The sequence below is a fragment of the Psychrobacter sp. Cmf 22.2 genome (assembly GCF_001921745.1).
Lineage (GTDB): Bacteria > Pseudomonadota > Gammaproteobacteria > Pseudomonadales > Moraxellaceae > Psychrobacter.
Window position 1 is genome coordinate 16,851 of sequence record NZ_MRYA01000001.1, and the last position, 24,729, is coordinate 41,579.

At 43.3% G+C, this 24,729-nt stretch carries 17 protein-coding genes and 1 pseudogene; 16 read left to right on the plus strand and 2 right to left on the minus strand.

What is annotated here, in order from left to right; translation table 11 throughout:
* Positions 1–171: 171 nt before the first annotated feature.
* The 11 genes and pseudogenes from BTV98_RS00060 to BTV98_RS00110 all read left to right on the plus strand — a co-directional run bounded on the left by BTV98_RS00060 (position 172) and on the right by BTV98_RS00110 (position 17,335).
* The gene (locus BTV98_RS00060) at positions 172–1,227 is read left to right on the plus strand and encodes a pilus assembly protein PilM (protein ID WP_058369525.1); all 1,056 of its coding nucleotides are present in this window, start codon (positions 172–174) and stop codon (positions 1,225–1,227) included.
* Positions 1,227–1,877 carry a PilN domain-containing protein gene (locus BTV98_RS00065; RefSeq protein WP_075102697.1) on the plus strand — a complete coding sequence of 217 codons (651 nt, stop codon included), beginning with the start codon at positions 1,227–1,229 and terminating at the stop codon, positions 1,875–1,877. Before BTV98_RS00060 ends, BTV98_RS00065 begins: the two co-directional genes overlap by 1 nt.
* The gene (locus tag BTV98_RS00070; protein WP_058369524.1) at positions 1,874–2,590 is read left to right on the plus strand and encodes a type 4a pilus biogenesis protein PilO; all 717 of its coding nucleotides are present in this window, start codon (positions 1,874–1,876) and stop codon (positions 2,588–2,590) included. The genes BTV98_RS00065 and BTV98_RS00070 overlap by 4 nt, the downstream gene beginning before the upstream one ends.
* A 1-nt stretch (position 2,591) precedes the next feature.
* Positions 2,592–3,125, plus strand: coding sequence for a pilus assembly protein PilP (locus tag BTV98_RS00075; RefSeq protein WP_058369523.1), 534 nt, complete (start codon positions 2,592–2,594; stop codon positions 3,123–3,125).
* A 27-nt stretch (positions 3,126–3,152) separates the two neighbouring features.
* Positions 3,153–5,546, plus strand: coding sequence for a type IV pilus secretin PilQ (gene pilQ / locus BTV98_RS00080; RefSeq protein ID WP_058369522.1), 2,394 nt, complete (start codon positions 3,153–3,155; stop codon positions 5,544–5,546).
* A gap of 167 nt (positions 5,547–5,713) precedes the next feature.
* A pseudogene (gene aroK, locus BTV98_RS00085) lies at positions 5,714–6,241 on the plus strand (shikimate kinase AroK); the annotation flags it as partial.
* A gap of 168 nt (positions 6,242–6,409) precedes the next feature.
* The gene (aroB, locus tag BTV98_RS00090) at positions 6,410–7,492 is read left to right on the plus strand and encodes a 3-dehydroquinate synthase (RefSeq protein ID WP_058369528.1); all 1,083 of its coding nucleotides are present in this window, start codon (positions 6,410–6,412) and stop codon (positions 7,490–7,492) included.
* 92 nt (positions 7,493–7,584) lie between these two features.
* A complete protein-coding gene (locus tag BTV98_RS00095; protein WP_058369521.1) occupies positions 7,585–8,676 on the plus strand; it encodes a hypothetical protein in 1,092 nt (363 codons plus the stop codon).
* 945 nt (positions 8,677–9,621) lie between these two features.
* Positions 9,622–14,085: a glutamate synthase large subunit gene (gene gltB / locus BTV98_RS00100; protein WP_058369520.1), complete on the plus strand. Its 4,464-nt coding sequence runs from the start codon at positions 9,622–9,624 to the stop codon at positions 14,083–14,085.
* A 169-nt stretch (positions 14,086–14,254) separates the two neighbouring features.
* The gene (locus tag BTV98_RS00105; protein WP_058369519.1) at positions 14,255–15,676 is read left to right on the plus strand and encodes an FAD-dependent oxidoreductase; all 1,422 of its coding nucleotides are present in this window, start codon (positions 14,255–14,257) and stop codon (positions 15,674–15,676) included.
* A gap of 423 nt (positions 15,677–16,099) precedes the next feature.
* Positions 16,100–17,335 (plus strand): FUSC family protein, encoded by a 1,236-nt coding sequence (locus BTV98_RS00110; RefSeq protein WP_058369518.1) that lies wholly within the window; start codon positions 16,100–16,102, stop codon positions 17,333–17,335.
* An 85-nt stretch (positions 17,336–17,420) separates the two neighbouring features.
* On the opposite strand, the gene BTV98_RS00115 is transcribed toward BTV98_RS00110, so the two are convergent.
* Positions 17,421–18,566 carry a PotD/PotF family extracellular solute-binding protein gene (locus BTV98_RS00115; RefSeq protein ID WP_256713802.1) on the minus strand — a complete coding sequence of 382 codons (1,146 nt, stop codon included), beginning with the start codon at positions 18,564–18,566 and terminating at the stop codon, positions 17,421–17,423.
* Between the two features lie 279 nt (positions 18,567–18,845).
* On the opposite strand from BTV98_RS00115, the gene BTV98_RS00120 reads away from it, so the two are divergent.
* The 3 genes from BTV98_RS00120 to BTV98_RS00130 all read left to right on the plus strand — a co-directional run bounded on the left by BTV98_RS00120 (position 18,846) and on the right by BTV98_RS00130 (position 21,944).
* Positions 18,846–19,646, plus strand: coding sequence for a 3-oxoacyl-ACP reductase (locus BTV98_RS00120; RefSeq protein ID WP_256713803.1), 801 nt, complete (start codon positions 18,846–18,848; stop codon positions 19,644–19,646).
* Positions 19,647–19,754: 108 nt separating this feature from the next.
* Entirely contained in the window at positions 19,755–20,018 is a 264-nt protein-coding gene (locus tag BTV98_RS00125; RefSeq protein ID WP_058369516.1) for a hypothetical protein, read from the plus strand.
* A 306-nt stretch (positions 20,019–20,324) separates the two neighbouring features.
* A complete protein-coding gene (locus BTV98_RS00130) occupies positions 20,325–21,944 on the plus strand; it encodes an AbgT family transporter (RefSeq protein ID WP_058369514.1) in 1,620 nt (539 codons plus the stop codon).
* Between the two features lie 129 nt (positions 21,945–22,073).
* Here the strand turns inward: BTV98_RS00130 and BTV98_RS00135 are convergent, their stop codons facing one another.
* Positions 22,074–22,904, minus strand: a complete 831-nt coding sequence (locus BTV98_RS00135) for a Cof-type HAD-IIB family hydrolase (protein ID WP_058369513.1) — start codon at positions 22,902–22,904, stop codon at positions 22,074–22,076.
* 376 nt (positions 22,905–23,280) lie between these two features.
* On the opposite strand from BTV98_RS00135, the gene BTV98_RS00140 reads away from it, so the two are divergent.
* Positions 23,281–23,910, plus strand: coding sequence for a hemerythrin domain-containing protein (locus BTV98_RS00140; protein WP_082638069.1), 630 nt, complete (start codon positions 23,281–23,283; stop codon positions 23,908–23,910).
* A 227-nt stretch (positions 23,911–24,137) separates the two neighbouring features.
* Positions 24,138–24,617 (plus strand): BLUF domain-containing protein, encoded by a 480-nt coding sequence (locus BTV98_RS00145; RefSeq protein WP_058369512.1) that lies wholly within the window; start codon positions 24,138–24,140, stop codon positions 24,615–24,617.
* Positions 24,618–24,729 lie beyond the last annotated feature (112 nt).

Here is a 24,729-nt window from a genome sequence, read left to right on the forward strand (position 1 = left end):
ATTTGCAACAAATATCCCATTATACAGTGAACAAAACAGACAGGTCATCCTAAAAGTGTAATTTATCCAAACTGAATCTTTAAATACTTGAATATGTCTGTTAAGTAAAGTATTGTATTAAATTATTACTGATAACTATCAGAACGTAACTATATATAAGGTAAAGCGTCTGTGAGGCTACTTACTTCTAAAAAACGACATTTAGTCGGAATAGATATCTGTGCCACCTCCGTAAAGCTAGTTGATATACGGCGTCAGCAAGGAATATTTCACCTTAAGTCATATGGAATTGAGGGGCTGTTACCCGGCACAGTCGTTGATAAGCTTATTGTAGATACTGAGGCGGTTGGTGATGCTATTGCTCGCTTGGTAAAACGTTGTCAGATAACAGGTAGCAGTGGGGCTACCGCTGTTACAGGCTCGGCAGTTATTACCAAGATTATTGATATGGATAGGGGGCTGAGCGATATCGAACGTGAAGCTCAAATACGTCTGGACGCTGATCAATATATTCCTTACCCACTAGAAGAAGTCAATCTAGACTTTGAAGTACTAGGTCCTTCATTGGTTGACGACAACTTGGTACAAGTTCTACTTGCTGCGTCGCGATCAGAAAACGTTGATCAACGTGTTGATGCGCTAACCTTCGGCGGTCTAAAAACCAAGATTATGGATATTGAGTCGCACGCGATAGAGCGGGCGTTTGGATTGATGGCAGATAACTTACCCAATATGCCAGAATTGGTCGCATTGGTCGATATCGGACATAATCAGACTACCTTATACATCGCAAAAAATGGTGAGTTTGTCTATAGCCGTGAGCAATTGTTTGGCGGGTCACAACTAACAGAAGCCATTCAAGATCGCTACGGTTTGTCGTTTGAAGAAGCCACAGTTAACAAACGTGAGCGTGCTCTACCTGATGATTATTATCCAGAAATTCTAACGCCTTTTATCGAAAGTACTATCCAGCAAATCACGCGCTCTTTACAGTTTTATTTTTCTTCTAGCCAATACAATAGTATTGATCATGTAGTGCTTGCAGGCGGTAGTAGCTCTATTCCAGGTTTATGGAGCATGGTACAGCAAAAGCTTGATGTGCCAGTGACTGTCGCCAATCCTTTTATCAATATGACCATAGATCCCTATATAGACAATGAGCAATTAGAGGCTGATGCCCCAAGCTTACTAGCTGCCTGTGGCCTTGCGTTAAGGAGCTTTGACTAATGGCTCGTATCAACCTATTGCCATGGCGGCAAGAAGAACGCGAACGTAGTAATAAAGAGTTTATTACCTTAGTAGTCGCAGTGACTTTGCTGGCATTACTGTCTGCATTTGCAGCTTGGAGTTATTTTAATAATGAGCTTGAAGAGCAGCGCGATGCCAACACTCTTATTGAACAAGAGAATGTACGTTTGGATACGGTATTAACCGAAATCGACAGCTTGGAGCAGCGCCGAGAAGATATTATTTCACGGATGCAAGTGATTCAGGACTTACAAGGGCGACGTCCGGTACCAGTTCGTCTATGGGATGATATTGCCAAGGCCATACCTTCTGCTCTGTACTTAAATAACTTAAAACGCGAAGGAGAGCTTCTCACCTTAACAGGGCTGGCAGACAATCCGAATGTGGTATCAAGCTTGATTCGTAATCTAGATGGCAGTGAGTGGATGGATAACTCTGCTGTACGTAATATCCAGCAAAATATTACTGCTTATCAGCCAGAAATAGCATTAAATGAAACTGTCAACTCTGGCGAAAGACCTCGTCCTATATACCCTGAAGACAGCTATGTGCAGTTTGTTGTCACAACGCAAGTTCAGTCAGAAAGCTCCAACATTGATGAGGGCGCAGAGTCTGGAGGTGAGTTGTGAAGCTTATCCGTAAAAAAACGCTAATTAAGTCTAAAAAAACTGCAGTAAGCAGTAAGAAGCAATTTAATTTCAATGATTTTCGTCGTAGCTTTGAGTCTTTAGATACAGAAAACTATGGCAGTTGGCCAATACCCGTTAAGGTAACGGTACTTATATTTATCGTTGCTTTTATTGCAGCCCTAGCTTGGGCGTTGCCTATCAGTAGCAAAATCGATGCGATCACTGCGGCTGAAAGTGAGCAACAAACGCTACTTGATAGCTATCGTCAAAAAGAGTCACGTGCACGTCATTTAGAAGCTTATAAAGCTCAAGTAATCCAAATGGAGACAGAGTTCAATACCTTACTTGACCAGTTACCCAAAGATACCCGTGTGTCGGAGCTGGTAGAAGGTATCAATATGACGGGTGTCGGTAGCAATATTCGCTTTCAAGATATTTCTGTAGAGCCTGAAATAGAAAACGAGTTTTTTATTGAGCAGCCTATTCGCATTGCAGCTTTGGGTGAATACCATCAGTTTGGTAGCTTTATTAGTGGTCTTGCAGCGTTACCACGCATTATCACCATGCATGATTTTGAAGTCAGTAATCCGCAGCCGACACTAGAGGCCATACCAGAGCTAAATCTAGTGCTACAAACCAAGACTTATCGCTCAAAAGAAGTGGTAGATGAGGTAACAACGCCAGCCACTGACGATACTGCAGGGGGCAAATAGTATGGATATTAGAAAATTCTCAGCCCTGTTTACATTAAGTATGGCAGCTATATGGTTGACTGGCTGTACTGATCGCATTGGTATGGCGGGACAGGCGATGAGTGAGATTCGTAACTCACCTTCGCAGCCAATCGAGCCACCGCCAAAAGCAGAGCTAGTAGAGGATTTTGTATATAGTGCAAGCTTAGTGCGTAGCCCGTTCTTGCCACCAAGTCTCATTAATGTACAAGGACCAAACATACCGTCAGATGGTGTGCGCCCTGATATTACGCGAATCAAACAACCACTTGAACAGTATGATATTGCGCAGCTTACCTTTCGTGGCGTATTGATATCTCCTGAAGGTCAACAGTATGCATTGGTCCAACGTCCAGATGGTTCGGTTGCTAACGTTAAAGTAGGCGATTATCTTGGACTAAACGACGGCCGTATTGTTGAAATCACGCCGACCCAGATTAATTTGATTGAAATTGTGCCAGATAGCCGCGCCGGGTTCATTGAAAGACCTCAGTCGTTGGTCTCACCTATAAATTAAGTTGGCAGATTTTTTGAGGAATAAGTAATGACAGTACGCAATAATAGGGTAATGGCGATGAGTAACCGTATGTCTTCTGCCTTTGCAATACCTGCGTTGGCAATCAGTATGATTGCCATTAGTAGTACAGCTTATGCAGTAGAGCGTATCAACAACGTCTCTGTAGTACAGACTGCACCTGCGGTAACTCAGCTGCGTCTAGGATTCAATGGTGCGCCAGTACTGCCTGCAGCTTATCAGCTGAATGATCCTAGTCGTTTAGTTTTGGATTTTGAACAAGTGCAAAATGGTCTAGCCAGCAGATTTAGCAATTACAATATCGGTATGGTCAATGATGTCACAACGTTGAGCAATGATAGTACCACACGTTTGATTGTGGGATTAAAGCAGAGCGGCGACTATACGACTGCTGTTGATGGCAATGACTTACTCCTTACTATTACTGATCCAAATCGTGTAGTGCCCAATAGCCCAACTATAGCTACTGTACCTGTTACTACAGCCTCTAGAGCTTTAACAAAACCAAATACTACTCTGATTAACGACAATGCGCTTACTACGACAGCGATTGTGACACCTATTGTCGAAACCAGTAGCGTTGGAGTCACCCCTGTAGTTACCGGCTCAGAAGTCATCAAGGTGCAAGCGCCTACTGATACTATGGTTGTTCGTGTTAACCCATTATTAGATCCGAGGCTGGCTTCATCGCAAGTTAGCAAACAATATAGTTATGATGGTCTGAGTGCATTGAATTTTACTGCGGGCAGTAATGGTGGCGGTAACGTTAGTATTGTCCTTGCCAACGAGGCCATTCCAGTAGATGTACAGCGCCAAGGTAACAAGTTGGTGGTACGTATGACTGGCAGCACAGTACCTCGGAATTTATTGCGTCGTTTAAACATCAATAGTGGTCTTGTAGATAGTGTTGATACTAAAAACCAAGGTCAAAGTGGTGTTATTACGATTAACATGACTGGTGATTATGAGTATCAAGCATATCAGTCTGGTAATCAGCTAAATATCAGCATTAGCACACCTGAGTTATTGCGTGAACCGACGCTTGAAGAAAAGGTCTATAGTGGCGAAGCACTATCTATGGAATTTCAAGATGTTGAGATTCGTAGCGTACTAGATATTCTAGCGCAATTTACTGATATGAACATTGTTGCTAGTGACTCAGTTAGTGGTAGTATCACACTTCGTCTCATCAACGTGCCTTGGGACCAAGCCCTTGATATTATTCTAAAAAGTAAAAATTTAGATAAGCGAGAGAACGGTAATGTTATATTAATCGCGCCGTCTATTGAACTGGCAGCGCAAGAGGCCCAAGAGCTTGAAGCTCAACAAGCTGTCGAATCCTATGCACCATTACGCACTGAGTATATACGTTTAAGCTACGCCAAAGCACAAGATGTGTTCAACCTTATCTCTCAAGGAAGTGGTCCATCTGGCGGTAGCTCAACCAGTAGTCGCGTAGAAGATAGCAACAGCTTGTTGTCCAATCGCGGTACGGTAACGATTGATGAGCGTACCAATACACTAATCGTCAAAGATGTGGCTGATAGTATTGAAAATATTCACAGACTTATTAGTAAAATTGATATTCCAGTACGTCAAGTTATGATTGAAGCGCGCATTGTTAGTGCCTCTGATAGCTTTAGTAAAGAGATCGGTGTACGGTGGGGAATTTTATCTAATGGTGCAGCCAATAACCGTAACTTACTGGTCGGTGGTAGCAATCAAACTCTATGGGACCTTAAAGACTTCGATGTGGAGACGACGACAGTCAATGGTCAGACCGTCTCTTATCCTTCCTATGATATCAGTCGTCCTGACAATCTAAACGTCGATTTGGGGGTGGCGAATCCTGCAGGGAGCATTGCTTTTGGTCTACTGGCTATGTCAGATATTATGCTAGATTTAGAGTTGTCCGCACTGCAAGCAGACAACCGCGGTGAGGTTATTTCTACTCCTAAAATCTTAACTGCTGATAAACAAACGGCCAAGGTTTCATCTGGTACACAAATTCCTTATCAAGAAGCGTCAGCTAGCGGGGCAACATCTACCAGCTTTAAAGAAGCAGCGCTAAGCTTAGAAGCTACGCCAAATATTACACCTGATGGCAAGATCGGCTTGCAGTTAATGATTACTAATGGCACGCCAACGATCATCAATAATCAGGTTGCTATTGCAGAAGACTCTATCTCTACCAATGTGATTGTAGAAGATGGACAAACCATCGTACTTGGAGGCGTCTTCAAAAACCGTGTCTCTAATGGCGTGGATAAAGTTCCATTCTTAGGAGACTTGCCTTATATTGGTCGCGCATTCCGTAAAGACGTCCGTAGCAACGCAAAAGAAGAGCTGCTTATTTTTGTCACCCCAAAGCTTATCAATGATGGTATTAGCCGTTTGGATTAGGGTTGTTTTGTTTACAGGTCACAAGCCATAAAAAAGCGAGCCTAAGAGCTTGCTTTTTTATGGTCTATAATTTAATAAAATCTAATTTTACTGATAATAAACCCAGCTCATTACTAGCCAGAATAACGATGACGTTGTATGATGGTTAATTTATCTGAGTGAGTGCTATGTTGGAGGAATTGCCATCGGTATTCTTAGTTGGGCCGATGGGAGCGGGGAAAACCACTATTGGCCGGTTGCTAGCTAAGCAGCTAGGACGAGAGTTTGTGGACAGTGACTGGTATATCGAGTCACAAACAGGTGCTGATATTGCTTGGATATTCGCAAAAGAAGGCGAAGTAGGGTTTCGGGCACGTGAGACACGAGCAATCGATGAGTTGACTCAGCGTCAGCATATCGTTCTTGCAACAGGTGGCGGCGCGGTTATGGGCGCTGACAATCGAAAGTTTTTGCATCAGCGCGGTATTGTGGTTTATCTAAATGCACCTGTAGATGTACAAATGGCACGCACTGCTAAAGATAAGTCGCGTCCATTATTGCAGCAACCCAATCCTAGAAAAATACTACAAGATTTGTATAGCATTCGCGATCCACTATATAGACAAGTGGCACATATTGTATTGCCGACTGGTCATACTTATCCTCGGCATATGGTCAATCAGCTGTTACAGCAGTTGAAGAGTTTTTTGGTGTCTGTAGGTACAGATTTAGAGTCAACAACACCAAAAGAGCAAGTAACAGCTGGCAGCCAAGCAGAGACCAGAGTACAGACGGATTCATTGCCAAAGCGGCCTATAGATTAGGAGTGCTTTATACCATCTGGTAATGAGCCGCAAATGGGCATATTAAATACAGGAACTTTTATGGCAGCGCCATTATTTAACGCAGAATTGATAGTTCACACTCAAAGCCATGATTATCCGATAGCTATTGCCGAGCAGTGCGATATAGCCACAAGCATTGCGCCTTATATTAATGGTCAGCAAGTATTGATTGTGACTAATGATACCGTTGCGCCTTTATATTTGCAGCGGTTACAAGAACAGTTAGCAGAATCATTTACCGTAGCTGTTTGCACACTTCCTGATGGTGAGCAGTATAAAAACCAAGATAGTATCAATCAAATTTATGATGTCTTGATGGCACAGCATTTTAATCGTGATGTAACCTTAGTAGCTCTTGGGGGCGGCGTCATTGGTGATATGACTGGGTTTGCAGCAGCAAGTTTTATGCGCGGCGTAGATTTTATCCAAATCCCGACCACGTTATTGTCGCAAGTAGACTCAAGTGTTGGCGGCAAAACTGGTATCAATCATGCGCAAGGTAAAAACATGATTGGCGCTTTTTGGCAGCCACAAATGGTGCTGGCTGATATGAGCACCCTCAAAACTTTGCCTGCGCGAGAGCTATCGGCAGGGCTCGCTGAAGTCATCAAATATGCATTAATTATGGATATCAAGTTTTTAGAATGGCTTGAGGTAAATCTACCTGCCATGATGCAGCTGGATCTGGCAGTACTTGGAGCGGCTGTAAAGCGCTGTTGTGAGTACAAAGCAGCCGTAGTGGCGCAAGATGAAAGAGAAGCTGGTATGCGAGCTTTGCTCAATTTTGGTCATACTTTTGGCCATGTGATTGAGACTCACGAAGGTTACGGTAGTTGGCTCCATGGTGAGGCCGTTGCCGCGGGCATGGTACAAGCGGCTCAGCTATCACAAATGATGGGCTGGCTAAGTGAAGCTGATGTGGCGCGGATCAAGCGCGTATTGTTGCTTGCTAACTTACCAATTGACCCTCCACCTATCACTGTTGATACGGCTTTAGAGCTTATGGGTCATGACAAAAAGGTGAAAGGCGGACAAATTCGTCTAATTTTGTTAAAATCAATAGGGCAAGCTGTGTTGACAGATGATTTTGATACGCAGCTACTTAACAATGTCTTATCGTAGACCACACTTATAACTATAGCGTAAGTCGTTAAGTATCTAAGTCAATATAGTTTTATCAACATGCTTTACCCTATTTTCCCAAGGAAACACCCATGGTCTCATCGAGCTCAACGACTCGTTCAAAACACACGTCATATCGCAGGCAGGCTTTGATGTGGCTGATGATGACTTTACTTTTAGGGGTCTTAACAGCATTGCTTTGGATGTTTAGTCAAACTCCTGCTATCGGTGCCAAAATTGAAAACGCGCCAATATCCGCGCCAGAAACACTCAGCACTGAGCTCAAGCAACCCTTATCTGTCGAAGCGTTGCATGAGCTTGATAACGACGTACAACCGATTAACTTTGAAGATACCATTCGTGATTTGCGCAACTATCCTGATGAGTTTAAAGACAAGCGCTATTTGCTAGCTAATAAAGGCAAATGGACTGTGCAAGTTATGAACGTAGCAGAAAATGAAGTCATTACCAGTTATCTAGAAGGTCGTGATGATCGTAAAAAGTTCTCGTACTTTCGTTACCGCGATGACAACAATCAACTGCGCTATATGTTGATTTATGGACTGATGAGTAGTCCGCAAGAAGCAGTAGGAGCGGCTAAGTTGGTTGATTTTGGTTTGCCAGCTGAAGTGCGTGTCTTGCCAGAAGAAATCAGCCGCTATGTCGGTATTGTCGATAATTATGAGCGTCCTGGACCTATTAAAGATCTGAGCACGAGGCGTTCAAGATCTGTCAGGTTGCAGCCAACTGAGCGTGAAGTACCTGTTCGCAAGACAGATGAAAGTTTAGACAGCAACGGAGCTGGGAGTCAAGGGACCAATAACAGTACGGCTGAAAGTATCCGTCAATCAGAGGATACCTCTGCAACTTTGGCAGTTAACGAAGAGCGTACCGTGATTACTGAAGGTGAAGGAAGTAATTCAACACCTACCGCTAAAAACGAAGACAATACGCGTAACTCTGAGTCAGAAACCAAAAGCTTACCAGTGGTTCCGACGCCAAAACCACCAAGTGCGGCAAATAGCAGTGAGAGAAACAATACCAGTTCAGGGGCTGGTAATAAGAGCGCCAATAACGAAACCGTTAAAAGCCCTAATGCTGAACCAGCTAAGAACAACAACGCGGGAGCCGCTAAAAACAACAATGATAGTATTAAAGAGCTGATAGAAGAGAAAACTGACTAGCATTTTATAAGATGATCCATGGTGCTTTTATCACCATTTGATATGCCTGCAAGACGCAAGTTTTGCAGGCTTTTCTATGGCGATTTGACAAAGGATTTATTGGTCAGCTTGGAGAGTCGCTGTGTTTTAGATGTTGATTATCAATAATAGACCAATAACGGATATAACTCATTTTAAGATAGCAAAAGTATATGGCGAATAAAAAATAACTCAGCAGTATTTTATAAGTATTTTTAATACTCTTAGTTACGTGCTTTAATACTAAAAGTTTGAAATCATTCTTAATACCATAATTAAATTAATTAATAGAAAAGACTAGATTTTTCTACAATCATTAACTAATATGAATATGGGTGACGCTCTGTAGAGTTACTGTAAAGCAGCTATTTTGGTTGGCATCTGTTTTATGCTGTTGTAGCAAGCTGTTATGGTAATGTCGTTGCTTCAAGCGTAGTGACTGACCATTTATATTAAGTTTATAAAAAATGGTAGTACAATTTCTCTTATCCTCCTCCTTCCTAAGGTTGTTAAGGCGCTTGAATGCAAAGTGTCTGATATTCAAACTCAATTGAAAACCGTGTTTTTAGGCTTTCAACCAGTCAGTTGTTGATCGATATATGTGTCATATTGATGCTTATAACTAAAAGCTATAAATAGCTGCAAAGCAAAGAACAACGTGCTAATGCTTTAACGCTTAGCATTTCATCGACGCTCTTATCTTGCTCCTATTAATGCTTAACAGCCGTCTATTTAGTAGCCTGTATTTAAATAAATGCGACAGTGATGAGTATTTTGTCACTTTCAAAGCGCTAAAACCTATTGTTAATCGCATCATTTATTTATCCGGAAATATGAGTATTTATCATTAACCCGTTCTGCCTACGGTATTCAGCCTATGTTCTGCATTGGATACATATGCTGCCCGTTCACTTAAAAGGACTCGCCATGTCAATGATTTCCTCCCATACGCATTTGGCCACGCCAGATGACTTCTCTGATAACTGTGGTTTTGGTTTGATTGCTCATATTGAGGGTCAAGCCAGCCATGATCTGGTCAAGACCGCTATTCATAGCTTAAGTTGTATGACCCATCGCGGCGGTGTTGCTGCCGATGGTAGAACTGGTGACGGTTGTGGACTACTATTAGCAACGCCTACTGATTTCTTTCAAAAGGTCGCCACCGAGCAGCAGCTTGTGCTCAATGACAATTTCGCTGTCGGTATGGTCTTTGTCAATGTAGATGACGACAAAGCCCAGCATAGCCAGCAAATACTTTCTGAAGAGATTACTGCACAAGGTTTAGATGTGGTTGGCTGGCGTGATGTGCCACTTGATTTGAGTATTGTCGGTGAGATTGGCCGTGAAACATTGCCTGATTTTAAGCAAGTGTTTGTCAATGCGCCTGATGACTTGGCTGCAGATGATTTTAATCGTAAGTTGTTTGTGGCACGTAAAAAAGCAGAGCAACGACTGGTTGATGATGAGCTGTTTTACGTATGCTCGTTGAGCTCTCAGACGATTATCTATAAAGGGTTGGTAATGCCATCAGATTTGCCAGCGTTCTTTTTGGACTTACAAGATGAACGTTTGGCGTCCCATATCGTCGTATTTCATCAGCGTTTTTCAACCAACACCTTACCGCGCTGGCCCCTTGCGCAGCCGTTCCGCTATCTGGCTCACAATGGTGAGCTCAACACCATTACGGGTAACCGCAACTGGTCAGAGGCACGTACACCAAAGTTAAAATCAGAAAAATTGCCAGACTTAAATGAGTTAACGCCATTGGTCAATCGCACAGGCTCAGACTCATCGAGCTTAGACAATATGCTTGAGGTGCTGATGTCAGGCGGTATGAATCTTTTTCATGCCATGTCGATACTTGTGCCCCCAGCTTGGCAAAATGTCGATAGCATGGACATGGACTTGCGCGCGTTTTATGAGTTTTACTCGCAGCATATGGAGGCGTGGGACGGTCCAGCGGGTCTTGTGATTCAAGATGGACGCTATGCAGTCTGTATGCTTGATCGTAATGGTTTACGACCCTCACGCTGGGTCACGACCAAAAACGGCTATATCACGGTTGCCTCTGAAGTGGGCGTTTGGGACTATGATCCTAAAGATGTGCTAGCAAAAGGACGCGTAGGCCCAGGTCAGATGCTGGTTATTGATACGTTAACTGGTCAAATTTTAGATACTAAAGCCATTGCTACTTTACTCAAAAAAGCGCACCCGTACCGTAAGTGGCTGCGTGAAGAAGCAACACGTATTCGCGATGATGAACGCTTAGAAGAAGAGATAGCAGCGCAGGCATGTCGCGGTGACACTTTAAAAGCACTGCAAAAAATGTATCACATTACCAATGAAGAGCGTACTGAAATTATTCGTCCCAATGCCGAAAATGGTCAGGAGCCTGTCGGTTCGATGGGTGATGATACGCCAATGGCGGTGTTATCGCAGCAAATTCGCCATGTTGGAGATTTCTTTCGTCAGCAGTTTGCACAAGTAACCAACCCGCCGATTGATCCACTGCGTGAGTCAATCGTCATGTCGTTGCAAACGTGTCTTGGTGCTCAAACCAACGTATTTGCGCCATCAGAAAAAGACGCGCACCGTATTATTTTATCGTCGCCAGTATTATCAGCTAGCAAAATGCAGCAGCTTGAAACCTTGGATGATCCAGCGTTTAAAATGGCGCGTATTGATCTAAACTATGATCGTACGTTAGAGCTGTCTGAGGCTATCAACGCTATTTGTGAAGAGGTGGCACGCGCTATCCGTGCTGGTCATACGTTGATTGTGTTGTCGGATAAAAATATTAATGCGGATAAAGTACCTGCCAATGCCATAATGGTGACAGGCGCGGTGCATCATTATCTGATTGCCCAAGGTATCCGTACTGATGCCAACTTAATCATCGAGACCGGTCTGGCACGTGATTCGCATCAAGTAGCGGTATTAATTGGCTTTGGCGCGACCTGCATCTACCCATACTTGGCGTACGACGTCATTGATGATTTGGTCGCAACGGGTGAGCTGCTTGGCGATCCGATTCAAGCACGGGTAAATTTTCGTAAAGGCTTGGATAAAGGCTTACTAAAAATCCTATCAAAAATGGGCATCTCCACCATCGTCTCTTATCGCGGTGCACAATTATTTGAAGCCGTTGGTCTCTCAGAAGAAGTGGTGAGTTTATGCTTTAAAGGCGTGCAAAGTCGCATTAAAGGCGCTACCTTTGCCGATCTGGCAGCGGACCAAGCGCAATTAGCGGCCAATGCCTTTAAACGCCGTGCACCACTTGATCAAGGTGGCTTGCTAAAATTCGTCTTTAATAAGGAATACCACGCCTTCAATCCTGACGTAATCAATAGCTTACATACAGCAGTTCGTACTGGTGACTACGACAATTATCGTCAGTATGCCGACTTGGTTAATAGTCGTCCGATCGCGACCTTGCGTGATCTGCTGCAACTAAAAACGGATAACAGTATTGATGTCAATGAGGTCGAAGATACTGCAAAGATTTTAACTCGCTTTGACTCCGCTGGTATGTCATTAGGGGCGCTATCGCCCGAGGCGCATGAATCAATCGCCATGGCAATGAATACTATTGGTGGCCGTTCAAACTCAGGGGAGGGCGGTGAAGATCCAGTACGTTATGGCACGCTGCGTAACTCAAAAATCAAGCAAGTGGCCTCTGGGCGTTTTGGCGTTACGCCTGCGTACTTGCGTTCAGCAGAAGTCATGCAGATCAAAGTCGCGCAGGGTGCCAAACCGGGCGAGGGTGGTCAGCTGCCAGGCGGCAAGGTTAATGCCTTGATTGCCCGTCTGCGTTACTCTGTACCTGGAGTGACACTCATCTCACCGCCGCCGCATCATGATATTTATTCTATTGAAGATCTTGCTCAGCTGATCTTTGATTTGAAACAAGTTAATCCAGATGCCTTGGTATCAGTTAAATTGGTCTCGCGTCCAGGCGTTGGTACTATCGCAACAGGTGTGGCAAAAGCTTACGCCGACTTGATTACCATCTCAGGGTATGATGGCGGTACCGCAGCCTCACCACTGTCCTCTATTCATCACGCCGGCTCGCCATGGGAGCTGGGTCTGGCTGAGACGCATCAGTCGCTACGTGTCAATGGTCTACGCGATAAAGTGCGCGTACAAACTGATGGCGGTCTCAAAACAGGCCTTGATGTGGTAAAAGCCGCTATTCTTGGAGCAGAAAGCTTTGGTTTTGGTACCACACCGATGATTGCGGTTGGTTGTAAATACTTGCGTATTTGTCATCTAAACAACTGCCCGACAGGGGTTGCCACGCAAAAAGCTAAGTTACGTGACGAGCACTTTATTGGTGAGGCTGAAATGCTTATCAATTTCTTCAAATTTGTGGCAACTGAAACGCGCGAATGGCTCGCCGCTCTTGGTGTACGTAGCATGGAAGAACTGGTCGGGCGTACAGATTTGCTCGACGTATTAGAGGGCAATACCGACAAACAGCGTCATCTAGATTTAACGCCATTATTGTTTAGTCATCCTGCCAGTAGCGGTAAAGCGCAAACTTGTCAGGTTGAGCGTAATGAGCCGTTTGATAAAGGCTTGCTGGCTGAGCAGATGATTAGTGATATGCTGATTAATATCCGTAAAGGTAGTGGCGGTGATTATAGCTACTATGTCGGTAATTGTGATCGCTCTATCGGCGCGCGTATCTCCGGTGAGATTGCGCAAGTATGGGGCAATCTTGGCATGAGTGATATGCCAATTAAACTGCATTTGACGGGTACTGCAGGGCAAAGCTTAGGCGTTTGGAATGCAGGTGGCTTGCACATTGAGCTTGAAGGTGATGCCAACGATTACGTCGGTAAAGGCATGGCAGGCGGTGAGATTGTGATTTATCCGCCAAAAGACTCAAGCTTTAGCGCACAAGAGACTGCTATTATTGGTAATACCTGTCTCTATGGTGCAACAGGCGGCAAGCTATACGCGGCAGGTACAGCAGGCGAGCGTTTTGGGGTACGAAACTCTGGCGCTCACGCGGTCATTGAAGGCACAGGCGATCACTGCTGTGAGTATATGACAGGTGGCATTATTACTGTTCTTGGACGCACTGGTCTTAACTTCGGTGCGGGTATGACGGGCGGTTTTGCTTATGTACTTGATATGGAAGGCGACTTCTTTGATCGCTGTAACCATGAGCTGATTGACTTAAACCGCATATCGAGCGAGCAAACTGAAGAACATCGTATTCATTTGCATCAAGTCATTGAAGCTCATGTGGATAAGACAGGTAGCGCCTGGGGTCAGACGATATTGGCTGATTTTGAGCATTATGTTCGTAAGGTATATTTGGTTAAACCCAAAGCGGCCAACATTGCAACATTGCTTAAGACCACAACGGCTGATCCACAATAACTTGCGATTCGCTAAGGTTTAATTACACATTTAAGAGATTACCTCTCACTGCGCTGATATTGTAGGTAGGTAAGTGACAGTATTAATAGGTCTATTGACCTAATGTAGACGGCACACGTCAACTGTCACTACCCACTATAGAAAGCCCTATATAGAAGAGTAAGGCATTATGGCAAAACGCTTAGATAATAGTTTCCAATTTTTAGACGTACCGCGGCTTGAGCCGAACAAAAAAGACATTGCGATGCGCTCGACAGAGTTTGTCGAAATTTACAAACCGTTTGAAAGTGAATCGGTGGCGCAGCAGTCGCATCGTTGTCTTGAGTGCGGCAATCCCTACTGTGAATGGAAATGTCCGGTACACAACTACATTCCTAATTGGCTTAAACTGGCGACCGAAGGCCAAATATTTCAGGCAGCAGAGCTGTGCCACCGTACCAATACTTTACCCGAGGTCTGCGGACGTGTCTGTCCACAAGACCGCCTATGTGAAGGTGCTTGTACGCTGAATGATGGCTTTGGCGCTGTAACCATTGGCAATGTCGAAAAATACATTAACGATACGGCTTTTGCGCTTGGCTGGCGACCTGACATGTCAGATGTCGTCTGGACAGATAAAAAGGTCGCCATCATCGGTGCAGGGCCGGCAGGTCTTGGTTGTGCAGACATTTTGGTGAGAAATGGTGTAAAACCAGTCGTCTATGACAAACGTCCTGAGATTGGTGGCTTACTGACCTTTGGTATTCCAGAGTTTAAAATGGAAAAAGACGTCATGCGCAATCGCCGCGTCATCTTTGAAGGTATGGGTATTGAGTTTCGTCTCGAGACAGAAATCGGAGTTGATATCAGCATCGATGAGCTGTTAAGTGATTATGATGCGGTGTTTATGGGTATGGGCACGTACACTTATATGCGTGGCGGCTTTGCTGGTGAGGAGTTGGACGGCGTCTATGATGCACTAGATTACTTGATTGCCAACGTCAATCGTTGTAACGACTGGGAAAAAGATGCCGACGAATATATCGATCTAAAAGGCAAAAAAGTGGTGGTATTGGGCGGCGGTGATACGGCTATGGACTGTAATCGGACCAGTATTCGTCAAGGTGCAGAGCAAGTGGTCTGTGCCTATCGCCGCGATGAGGAAAATATGCCAGGCTCACGTCGTGAGGTCGTCAATGCTCGCGAAGAAGGGGTTGAGTTTTTGTTTAATCGCCAACCAACCGAAATCATCGGCTTAAATGGTAAGGTCAACGCGGTAAAAGTCGTTACTACTCATTTGGGGGCCCCAGATAACCGAGGACGTCGTCGTCCCGAGCCAATTCCTAACTCTGAGGAGATTATCCCTTGTGATGCGGTCATTATGGCCTTTGGCTTCCGTCCTAGCCCTACAGAATGGTTTGAGACACAGCAAGTGGCGTTAGACCCTACAGGACGCGTTGTCGCTTTAGAAGAGCAAACCTATAAGTTCCAAACGCAAAACCCTAAGATTTTTGCTGGAGGTGATATGGTACGCGGTTCTGATTTGGTCGTGACCGCCATCTGGGACGGTCGCCAAGCGGCTGAGGGTATTTTGGATTACCTAGAAGTATAGCTTTTAAAACAAGTCCTCTATGTAAAAATGCGGTAAGTATCGAAGAGTAAGTAAGTACATAAGTTTTGTCTATTTTGTACCCGCGTGCTTTGACCTTTAACGTCTTTTATCTTTTAATAGATAAAAGGCGTTATTTTTTGATGGTGAGTGAAGAGTTATAGTTAATTCACTCTAAAAATGTTATGGCAAAGCTGATATAAATTTTTGCAGCCTCTGTCTGCGCAGGCACAGCAAGCAAGAAAATTTCTATCGGCTTTGCCTACAGATAAAATACATGACACTTTTAGTTAGTATTGACTATATTAAATAGTAGCTGTCCGATCCATGGCTACGTAGCCAATCATCATCCAATTAATACTGTCTATTAAAGTTCTCTATTATTGTTATTTTTAGATTTTTATTATATAAAAAGAGTGATTCCAATTGAAACCGACTTTATGGCAACGATTTACCGCCCCACTTGTTGAGCCTTATGCGCGTTATCAACATGCTGACGTATTGCATGCGATACGTTTGGGCACAGCGGTGCTGACTGCGCTATTGTTGAATGAAGTTACCAATCTGCCGCATGGAGAGTGGACGACCATTACGGTGTTTGTCATTTTGGGTTTATTGCAATACCAAGGTGCAATTTATACTAAAGCAAAAGAGCGCATATTAGGTACCCTACTTGGTGTGGGCGTTGGACTTGGGTTTTTGTGGTTAAGCCAAGACATTGGTAATTGGATGTGGATATATTACTTACTTATCGGTATCATCAGCGGTATCATCGGTTATGTGGCAGTCAAGCAGTTGGGTTATATTGGTCTATTAACTGGTATTACCATGCTGATGATTGTTTCAAGCCCTGACCAAAGCAGTATCAGTCAAGATGGTCTGTACCGTGCCTTTAACATTTTGCTGGGCGCTGGAGTAGCAGTGGCGGCGACCTTAGTTTTACCCCTCAAGTCTACTTTGATGTGGCGTTTTTTGCTGGCAAGCAATCTTGAGACCTGTGGTAATCTATATGCCGGAGTCGGTAATCATATTGATGCTGACGTTTTGGTGCCCAAACCATTTAAATATACCAAGGCCACCAGCTCAGCAAGTCTTATTTATCCTACCAGTAGCTCCGTCCCTGATACACCAGTCAATAAAGCGTTGGTTAAGGCGCTACAAAAAATCAATAAGCGACTATTAGCGGTACGCCCGCACATTGCTGCGACAGAAAGAGAGTCGGGCATTGACAAAGAAACTTTGGAGACCATTCAGCGTACGCATCGAAATATTATCGGGACAATTGATTTATTACTAAGTGCCGCGCCGCGCCTAGCTAACATTGAAATTGATGATGAAAATCATATCCTATTGATTCATTATCAACATGAGCTGACCCAAGCCATGCTACACATGGCAGCAGTGCTGCGTAGCCCAAGTGATGAGGTGTTTCGGCCGATCACGCGTATCGCCGTATCAGATTATCCAAGTGTGCAAAATTTAGGGTTTGAATGGCAAGGCTATTTTTGGCTAACCCAAACCTTGCAAGTGCAATTACAGCGACTCAGTGATTTATTACAGACAACCAAACCGCAATGGTTTGCAGCTTCCGGTCTTCGTTACCAGCGACGCGAACAACGTCGAATCGAAAATAAAGGCGGCGAGACAGATCTACATCTATAAAAAACGCTAACCTTTAAAGTCAGCGTTTTTATGCTTATGCAACCAATTAATACGTGGGTTAATCGTTAAATAGAACGAAGTTGTATTAACGACCAGTTTTTAGCTTATCCCAATACTGTTGATAGACTTGTAGCGCTTCATCGCCCACATCTTCTTGGAACTCAGCTTTTGCCAGTACTTCTTTACTTGGATAAATGGCTGGATTGTTTTTTACTTCATCTGACATAAGCTCACGTGCCGCTACGTTTGGTGATGCGTAGCCGATCTCTTCACTAACGATTTTAGCGTTCTCAGGACGCAGCAAATAATCGATAAATTGATGGGCCGCGTCTACTTGTTTGGCATTTTTTGGAATGACAAAGTTGTCCATCCAAAGTATTGCGCCTTCAGATGGGTATTTGTAAACCAAGCTCGTTAGGCCCTCGTCATTGGCCATGACCGCTTCACCATTCCATGTCATACCAAGTGCAGTTTCGCCTTCAATATAGGGCATGCGCGTTGCATCTGAATTAAAGGTTTTGACGTTAGGCATTAAAGCGGTGAGCTTATCATAAGCCGCTTTAATCTCATCAGGATTGCTACTATTACCTGAGTACCCAAGCGTGAGTAGTGCCATGCCAAACACTTCACGCACATCATTGGTCAGCATGACTTGACCTTTGTAATCAGGGTTCCATAGGTCATCCCAGCTATTGACGGTCGCAGGATCAACGCTATCGCCATTGATGGCAAGCCCAGTACTGCCCCACATATAAGGGATAGAGTATTTGTTCTCAGGATCGACTTTAGTATTGGTAAACGAGGTATCTAAGTTACTAAAGTTACTGAGCTTTGACTTATCGATTTCTTGCAACAGGCCTTCATTTGCCATTTTTTCGACATAGTAAGTTGACGGCACAGCTAGGTCGTACTGACTAGAGTCGTCAAGCAGTTTAAGCTTGGCATACATCGCTTCGTTAGAGTCAAAGGTGGTGTAATTAACCGAAATACCTGTCTCTTCCTCAAAGCCATCAAGAATCTCTTGTGGCATATACTCTGACCAGTTATACAAGTTTAGGGTCTCATTGCTGGTAGCAGTACCATCAGTTGCAGCATTGTCAGAGTTACTACAGCTGGCAAGTGCCAAGCCGACAGCGGCGGCTAACAATGCTTTAGGCACTACAAGACTCATACGTCTGGCAGCGTGAGTAGAGACTTGTGAGGGTAGGTGTGAAGGTGATAAATGAGACAAAGTAGCTCTCCTAAATGGACAAAAAAGTAAAAATTGAGACATGTTAAGCAATGAGCTGCAATTTGACAGCAGTAACTATACTGTTATGGTCATCGTAAGCGATTATTTAAAGGGTAGTAGTCCGAATTTGTCTGGTTTTGATGTAAAGGTCATAGATGCGGTTGGGCACTACGATAACCGACAACCATGATATGATTGTCATCACTAAAAGCTTAGTAACTTTTAAATCTAAAACTTTATACACCCTAATATCTTAATAACATTACATAAAGGATGGATATGATGAGTCAGACCAGTACGGTTATTCCAGCGCTCTTAACTGGCAAAGTCGCCATCGTTACTGGCGCCAGTCGTGGCCTTGGGGCCCAGATTGCTCAGCAAATGGCTGCAGCAGGCGCTCTCGTCTGCGTGAACTATCTCAACAGTAAAGCCGCTGCTGACAAAGTAGTGGCAGACATTGAGGCGACTGGTGGACAGGCATTTGCTTATCAAGCGGATGTCACTGAGATTGAGCAGGTCAAAGCAATGGCCGACGAGGTCATTGCTCGTTATGGTCGCATCGATATCTTGGTCAATAATGCTTTGCCAAGTTATCAGTTTGATCCCAGTGCTGATTACACCAGTATTGAAACTGTCAAATGGACACACTTTTCTCAGCAAATGGATGGTATCGTCAAGGGCGCTGTTAATACAGTGCAAGCAGTATTACCACAGATGAAAGCGCAGCAAGTAGGCAAGATTATCAATATCTCAACCAACCTTGTTTATAATCCGGTCGTCACTTATTACGACTATACGACGGCTAAATCTGCATTGATTGGGCTGACACGTAATTTGGCCGCGGAGCTGGGCAAGTATGGCATACGCGTGAACTTGCTGGCAGGTGGACTGTTAAAAACCACGGATGCAAGCAGTTTAACGACTGAAGAGGTATTTGATTATATTGCCACCACCACACCATTACGACAAGCGACTTCAGTGGCTGACTTTGCCAATTCAGTGTTGCTAATGGCATCTGATTTGAGCTTAGCTATCACAGGGCAGTCCATCGCTGTCGATGGTGGTTTAACAATGCCTTAACAACACTTTAGTATGTTGGTGCTACACCTTGAATGCTATAAAACTTATAAAATTAGAAGAATCATGGCTTAATATAGTCAGTTTTTTCAAAATTAGAAGAGAAAAAATATGAATAACCGCAAACGTGCTGGGATTATTGCTGCATTAATTGGACTAGCAGGTTTTATGGCGATGTTTAATGCAGGTTCTCCGACCTCTATTGTGGACTGGCCAGTTGAGACCTATATGGGGATGGCCTTTACGATTGGCTGGTTAAGTAGCATGCCCAATTGGTTGGCTTATGTATTGGCAGCGTTGGTGCTTATTCTTATGATCGTAGGATTTTATAGATTTGGCGGCTGGATATATAGTTTGGTAACTCATAAACGTTAGGTGCTGGCGCAGTACTGTTTTCAATTTAACTCTTTTATTATGAAATGACGGTACTTAATTAACCCTTACATACTATTGATTGGCGATAGATTAGAAACATTCTAATCTATCGCTTTTTTTATTTCTAATATTAAGTTTTTGATTAGCTGTAATTTGGGTATTACCAGATATTGCAAAAAATTTGTTTTATAGGCCAAAACTGTTTGTTTCTATTTCTCAATTATGTTTCAATCTCAACCTTTTATCGGTGTTTTCATACACTTTAAACATAATCACTTTACTTAAACTTTAAATGGAGCAATGGCTATGCAAGGAAGTAATTTGCCAAATGGTAGTCCGCCAGACAGTAATTTTGATAAAGCAGCGCAAAACTCACGTATGCAAAAGTTTTTAAGGGGTGTTGAGTGGCTTGGTAACTTGCTACCACATCCTGTCATTTTATTTGTTTGGATGTCCGTGCTGTTATTGGTTCTCTCAGCAGTGATGTCTTACTTTGGTGTGTCAGTAATCGATCCAAGGCCAGAGGGCACAAGCGGACGTAGCGCTGATGGTATGATTGAAGTCGTCAATCTGTTAAATGGTGAAGGGTTAGCCCGTATTGTTGAAAATTTAGTCACCAATTTTACGGGTTTTGTGCCATTGGGTACAGTGCTAGTCGCTTTGTTAGGCGTTGGTATCGCTGAATACTCTGGCATGATATCAGCCGCTTTGCGTGGTCTGGTCATGAACGCTCCAAAGAAGATGGTGACCTTTACCATCGTATTTGCAGGTATCATGTCAAACACCGCCGCCGAGCTTGGTTATGTGGTATTGATACCACTGGCGGCAGTTATCTTTCACTCACTTGGTAGGCATCCGCTGGCCGGTCTGGCAGCAGCATTTGCTGGGGTATCAGGTGGTTATAGTGCCAACTTGCTATTAGGAACAGTGGATCCACTGCTTTCAGGGATTACCCAAGAAGCGGCTCGTATCATTGATCCAGCTTACACCGTTGGCGCTGAGGTCAATTGGTACTTCATGATAGCAAGTACCTTTTTGATCAGTGGCCTTGGTTATTTTGTCACAGAAAAAATCGTTGAGCCAAGCTTGGGTGAGTATAACCCTAAAGACGCTGATGATGCTTCCGTACTAGAGACGCAAATTGAAAAAGTATCGTCGCTGGAGAAAAAAGGGCTGTTATGGGCAGGTATCAGCATGCTCATATTCTGCTTATTGCTAGCTTGGACAGTGGTGCCGGCCGATGGTATCTTGCGTAATGCAGAGACTGGTATGGTATCAGGGTCGCCATTTTTAAAAGGCATTGTGGTCTTTATTTTTGTGTTCTTTGCGATACCAGGTTATATCTACGGTAAGATTACTGGTAGCATCAAAAGTAACCAAGACGTGGTTGATGCTATGAGTAACGCCATGAGCTCATTGAGTATTTATATTGTATTAGTGTTCTTTGCAGCACAGTTTACCGCATTCTTTAAATGGTCAAATCTTGGCTCAGTGATGGCGGTGTCTGGTGCGACCTTCCTAAGCGATATTGGCCTTACTGGGCCCTTATTGTTAGTTGGCTTTATCATAATTTGTGGTCTGGTCAACTTGATGCTTGGTTCGGCATCTGCTCAGTGGGCAGTAACTGCGCCCATCTTTGTACCGATGCTTATGTTAACGGGTTACGCGCCAGAGATGATTCAAGCGGCATACCGTATTGGTGATTCAACGACCAATATTATTACTCCTATGATGAGCTATTTTGGTCTTATTTTGGCGGTGGCGATGCGTTATAAAAAAGATACCGGGGTAGGGACGTTGATGGCGATGATGCTGCCATACTCTATGGCGTTTTTGATTGGTTGGACCATTTTGTTCTCTATATGGGTTTTCGTTCTAGGCCTACCTGTAGGGCCTGGCGCAGAAACCTTCTATCCTGCGCGGTAGTTGTTCGTTGAATAATAGCTAATAAAGTTTAGCCGTTACTCAAAATAAAAACCCTTGTCAGCTACTGGCAAGGGTTTTTTATGGATTACAAAAAAAGGGCTATGGGCAGTTTTGCTTACGCTGTCCTGATTACGACGCCACCTTAAATTGTTCAAGCACCTTTTGAATGCCATATTCTTCAATAGTCCCAGTGACGAAGTCTGCTCGCGCGATGAGGGCAGGCTGAGAGTCTCCCATGGCAACAGCAAAGCCGACCAAGTCAAACATCTCCAAGTCATTCATGCCATCGCCAAAGGCCATGCACTCGCTGACATCTGAAGAAAAATGCTGGCATAGGTCTTTAATAGCGCGTGCTTTAGACGCCTCTATGGGTAAGATGTCTGCACCAATCTGATGCCAATGCACCAATTTTAAATCGTACTGGGCAAAGTCGACGTCTTGCATTTTATCGTCTTGGTTGTTAAAAAATACTGAGCATTGATATACAGGGTTTAATTTGTAATAGTCTGGATCCACGATAGAGTTGGGCGTTCTGGCGTTGTATTCACGCAGGCGCTCATTTTCGTTTGACCAAGCAATATGCGTTGCAGAGTCAAACTTATGAATCAGCTTACTTGTCTGACACAGCTGGACGATCTTGTCGTTTTGTTCAGCAGATAAAGGATAATGACTGATAAGACCATGGTTATCAAAGCTATATTGTCCATTCATACAGATGATGGCGTCCAATATATTATCGTCCAATAATGCCAAAATATCATCTGGAATAATGGCTTTAGAACGCCCGGTCGCAATCACTAGCTTAATATCGGTCTTAGCCAGCGCCTCGAGGGTCGCCTTATTATGCTCAGCAATAATACCGTTACGGCTTAGCGTATCATCGATATCAAAAAATATAATTTTGGGGGTGGGTATTCTGTTATGCCTATCAGCATTCACAGCTTTATCTACAATAAACATGATTATCCTTTATATTTTAAACACTACTATGAATGGTAAGCCAATATCGCTTGGTACTGCTTGTATAAGGGTGTTTGTCATTATGCGTTTCATTCTACATAGTCAGTAGTATAGCAGTACATAGGTTCTGACCAAATTATGTAACACGTTGATTAGTTTATTATTTATAGGGGCTAAACATGCATATTCAAGGTATGCAGACTCGAGCATATCATTGATTTTTAGGTGTTAAACTATATTTATATTCTAAATATTTATTTAGATAATTTAAGTATTTCTAATGAGCTTTTGCTTTTTTTAATAAACGATTTTCTTAATAATAAGAGCGTTAACTGAGCAAACGTAACTGGTAAAAATAATTAACAAGGATAAGGCAATGGATAACTTACCTCAAAGCATTATTAATAAAAATGTTGCTGCCAAAGATAGTGCTATCAAAACCGGTGCAGATGAGGATTTGTTTAGCTTGTCACCGCGTCATCCTGAGAGTCGGCTTGAGATGGACTGGCTGTTCTTATTCAACAAGCTACCGCCAGACCAATGGTTTAGCGCAGATTATGCTTATAAGACATCAGGCTGGCTAAAAGTACATACTAACATACGCAAGCGTCAGCGTATCTTGACACAGATTAGTGTAGGTTATCAATCTGGCGAGTACGACTGGTCAGAGTATCGCTCGCAGATACTCAAACGTATCAATATGCATATCCTAAAATTGCATCAACATCATGGCGTAGAGGATGAGGGATTTTTCCCTGAGTTTGTGAGTATGTATCCGCAGCTACAGGCAGGGTTTGAGATATTGGGGTGCGACCATGTGCGCTTGGATGCGCTACTCGATAAGCTACAAGTGCAAAATGATACGCTGGCGAGAAGTGAAGCCGAGGATAAAGCGTTGGCAGAGCAATTACATCAAACATTGGTGGACGCAACCAACTTACTCGCGCAGCATCTGAGCGATGAGGAAGATTTGGTTATTCCTATTTTGGGGCTAAGGCAGGGTTAGGGATTTATATGTTGATTAAGAATAGAATACTTTGTAGGCTGGGCTTTTAGCCCAGATTACGCACTGACTATATATCAGAGGTAAAATGAGATGGTATCTACGATAGCTACAACTCTAAGAAATCACGGTAGATAAAAAATCGGTCGAAATCTAAAAGCTTATCGATTATATTTTATAATAAAGGTGTATCTCTAGTTTATATAAGTATTTTATAAATAAGGTTTCTTATGCATACAACGACAAGCCCTACTCCAGAAAGCAAAAAAAGAAATGGTGAGCATATTCTGATCAACATGACATATATCGCCAAAAATATCGATCTAGATTCGGGAGTCGAGCTGACTCGTGCACTTGAGTATTGGCGGAGATATTTTGAAGATAACAATATAGTTTCAGCTTTAGTCATTAGTGAAGGTTATTTCGTTCAAAGTTTTCAAGGGACAAGGCCTGCTATCAATACTGCCTTAGGAAAAATACTTGAGGAGCATTCAACCATTTTTCCTAATATCGTTAATATAGATGAAATAGAATCGCGTCAATGGAATGGGTTTTTAATCAAACATCTAACATCAAGCGCTGAAGATGAAGAGTATGCTCTAAAAAGCTTCTCAGCAGGTTCTGATTATAATCCTTATCTAATGACAAGTACTCAGATTGAAAACTTTTTGACAGCAGTTTTTGAAGATACCAAATCCAGCAAGTTTTAGACAATTAGTATCTTTTTACTATGTTGGTCATCTGTTTTAGCTTGCATAAAAAAGCCATCTATACCTTGTAGACGGCTTTTCGTTGAAAGTATTGTGAGCTTTACCTGTTAGA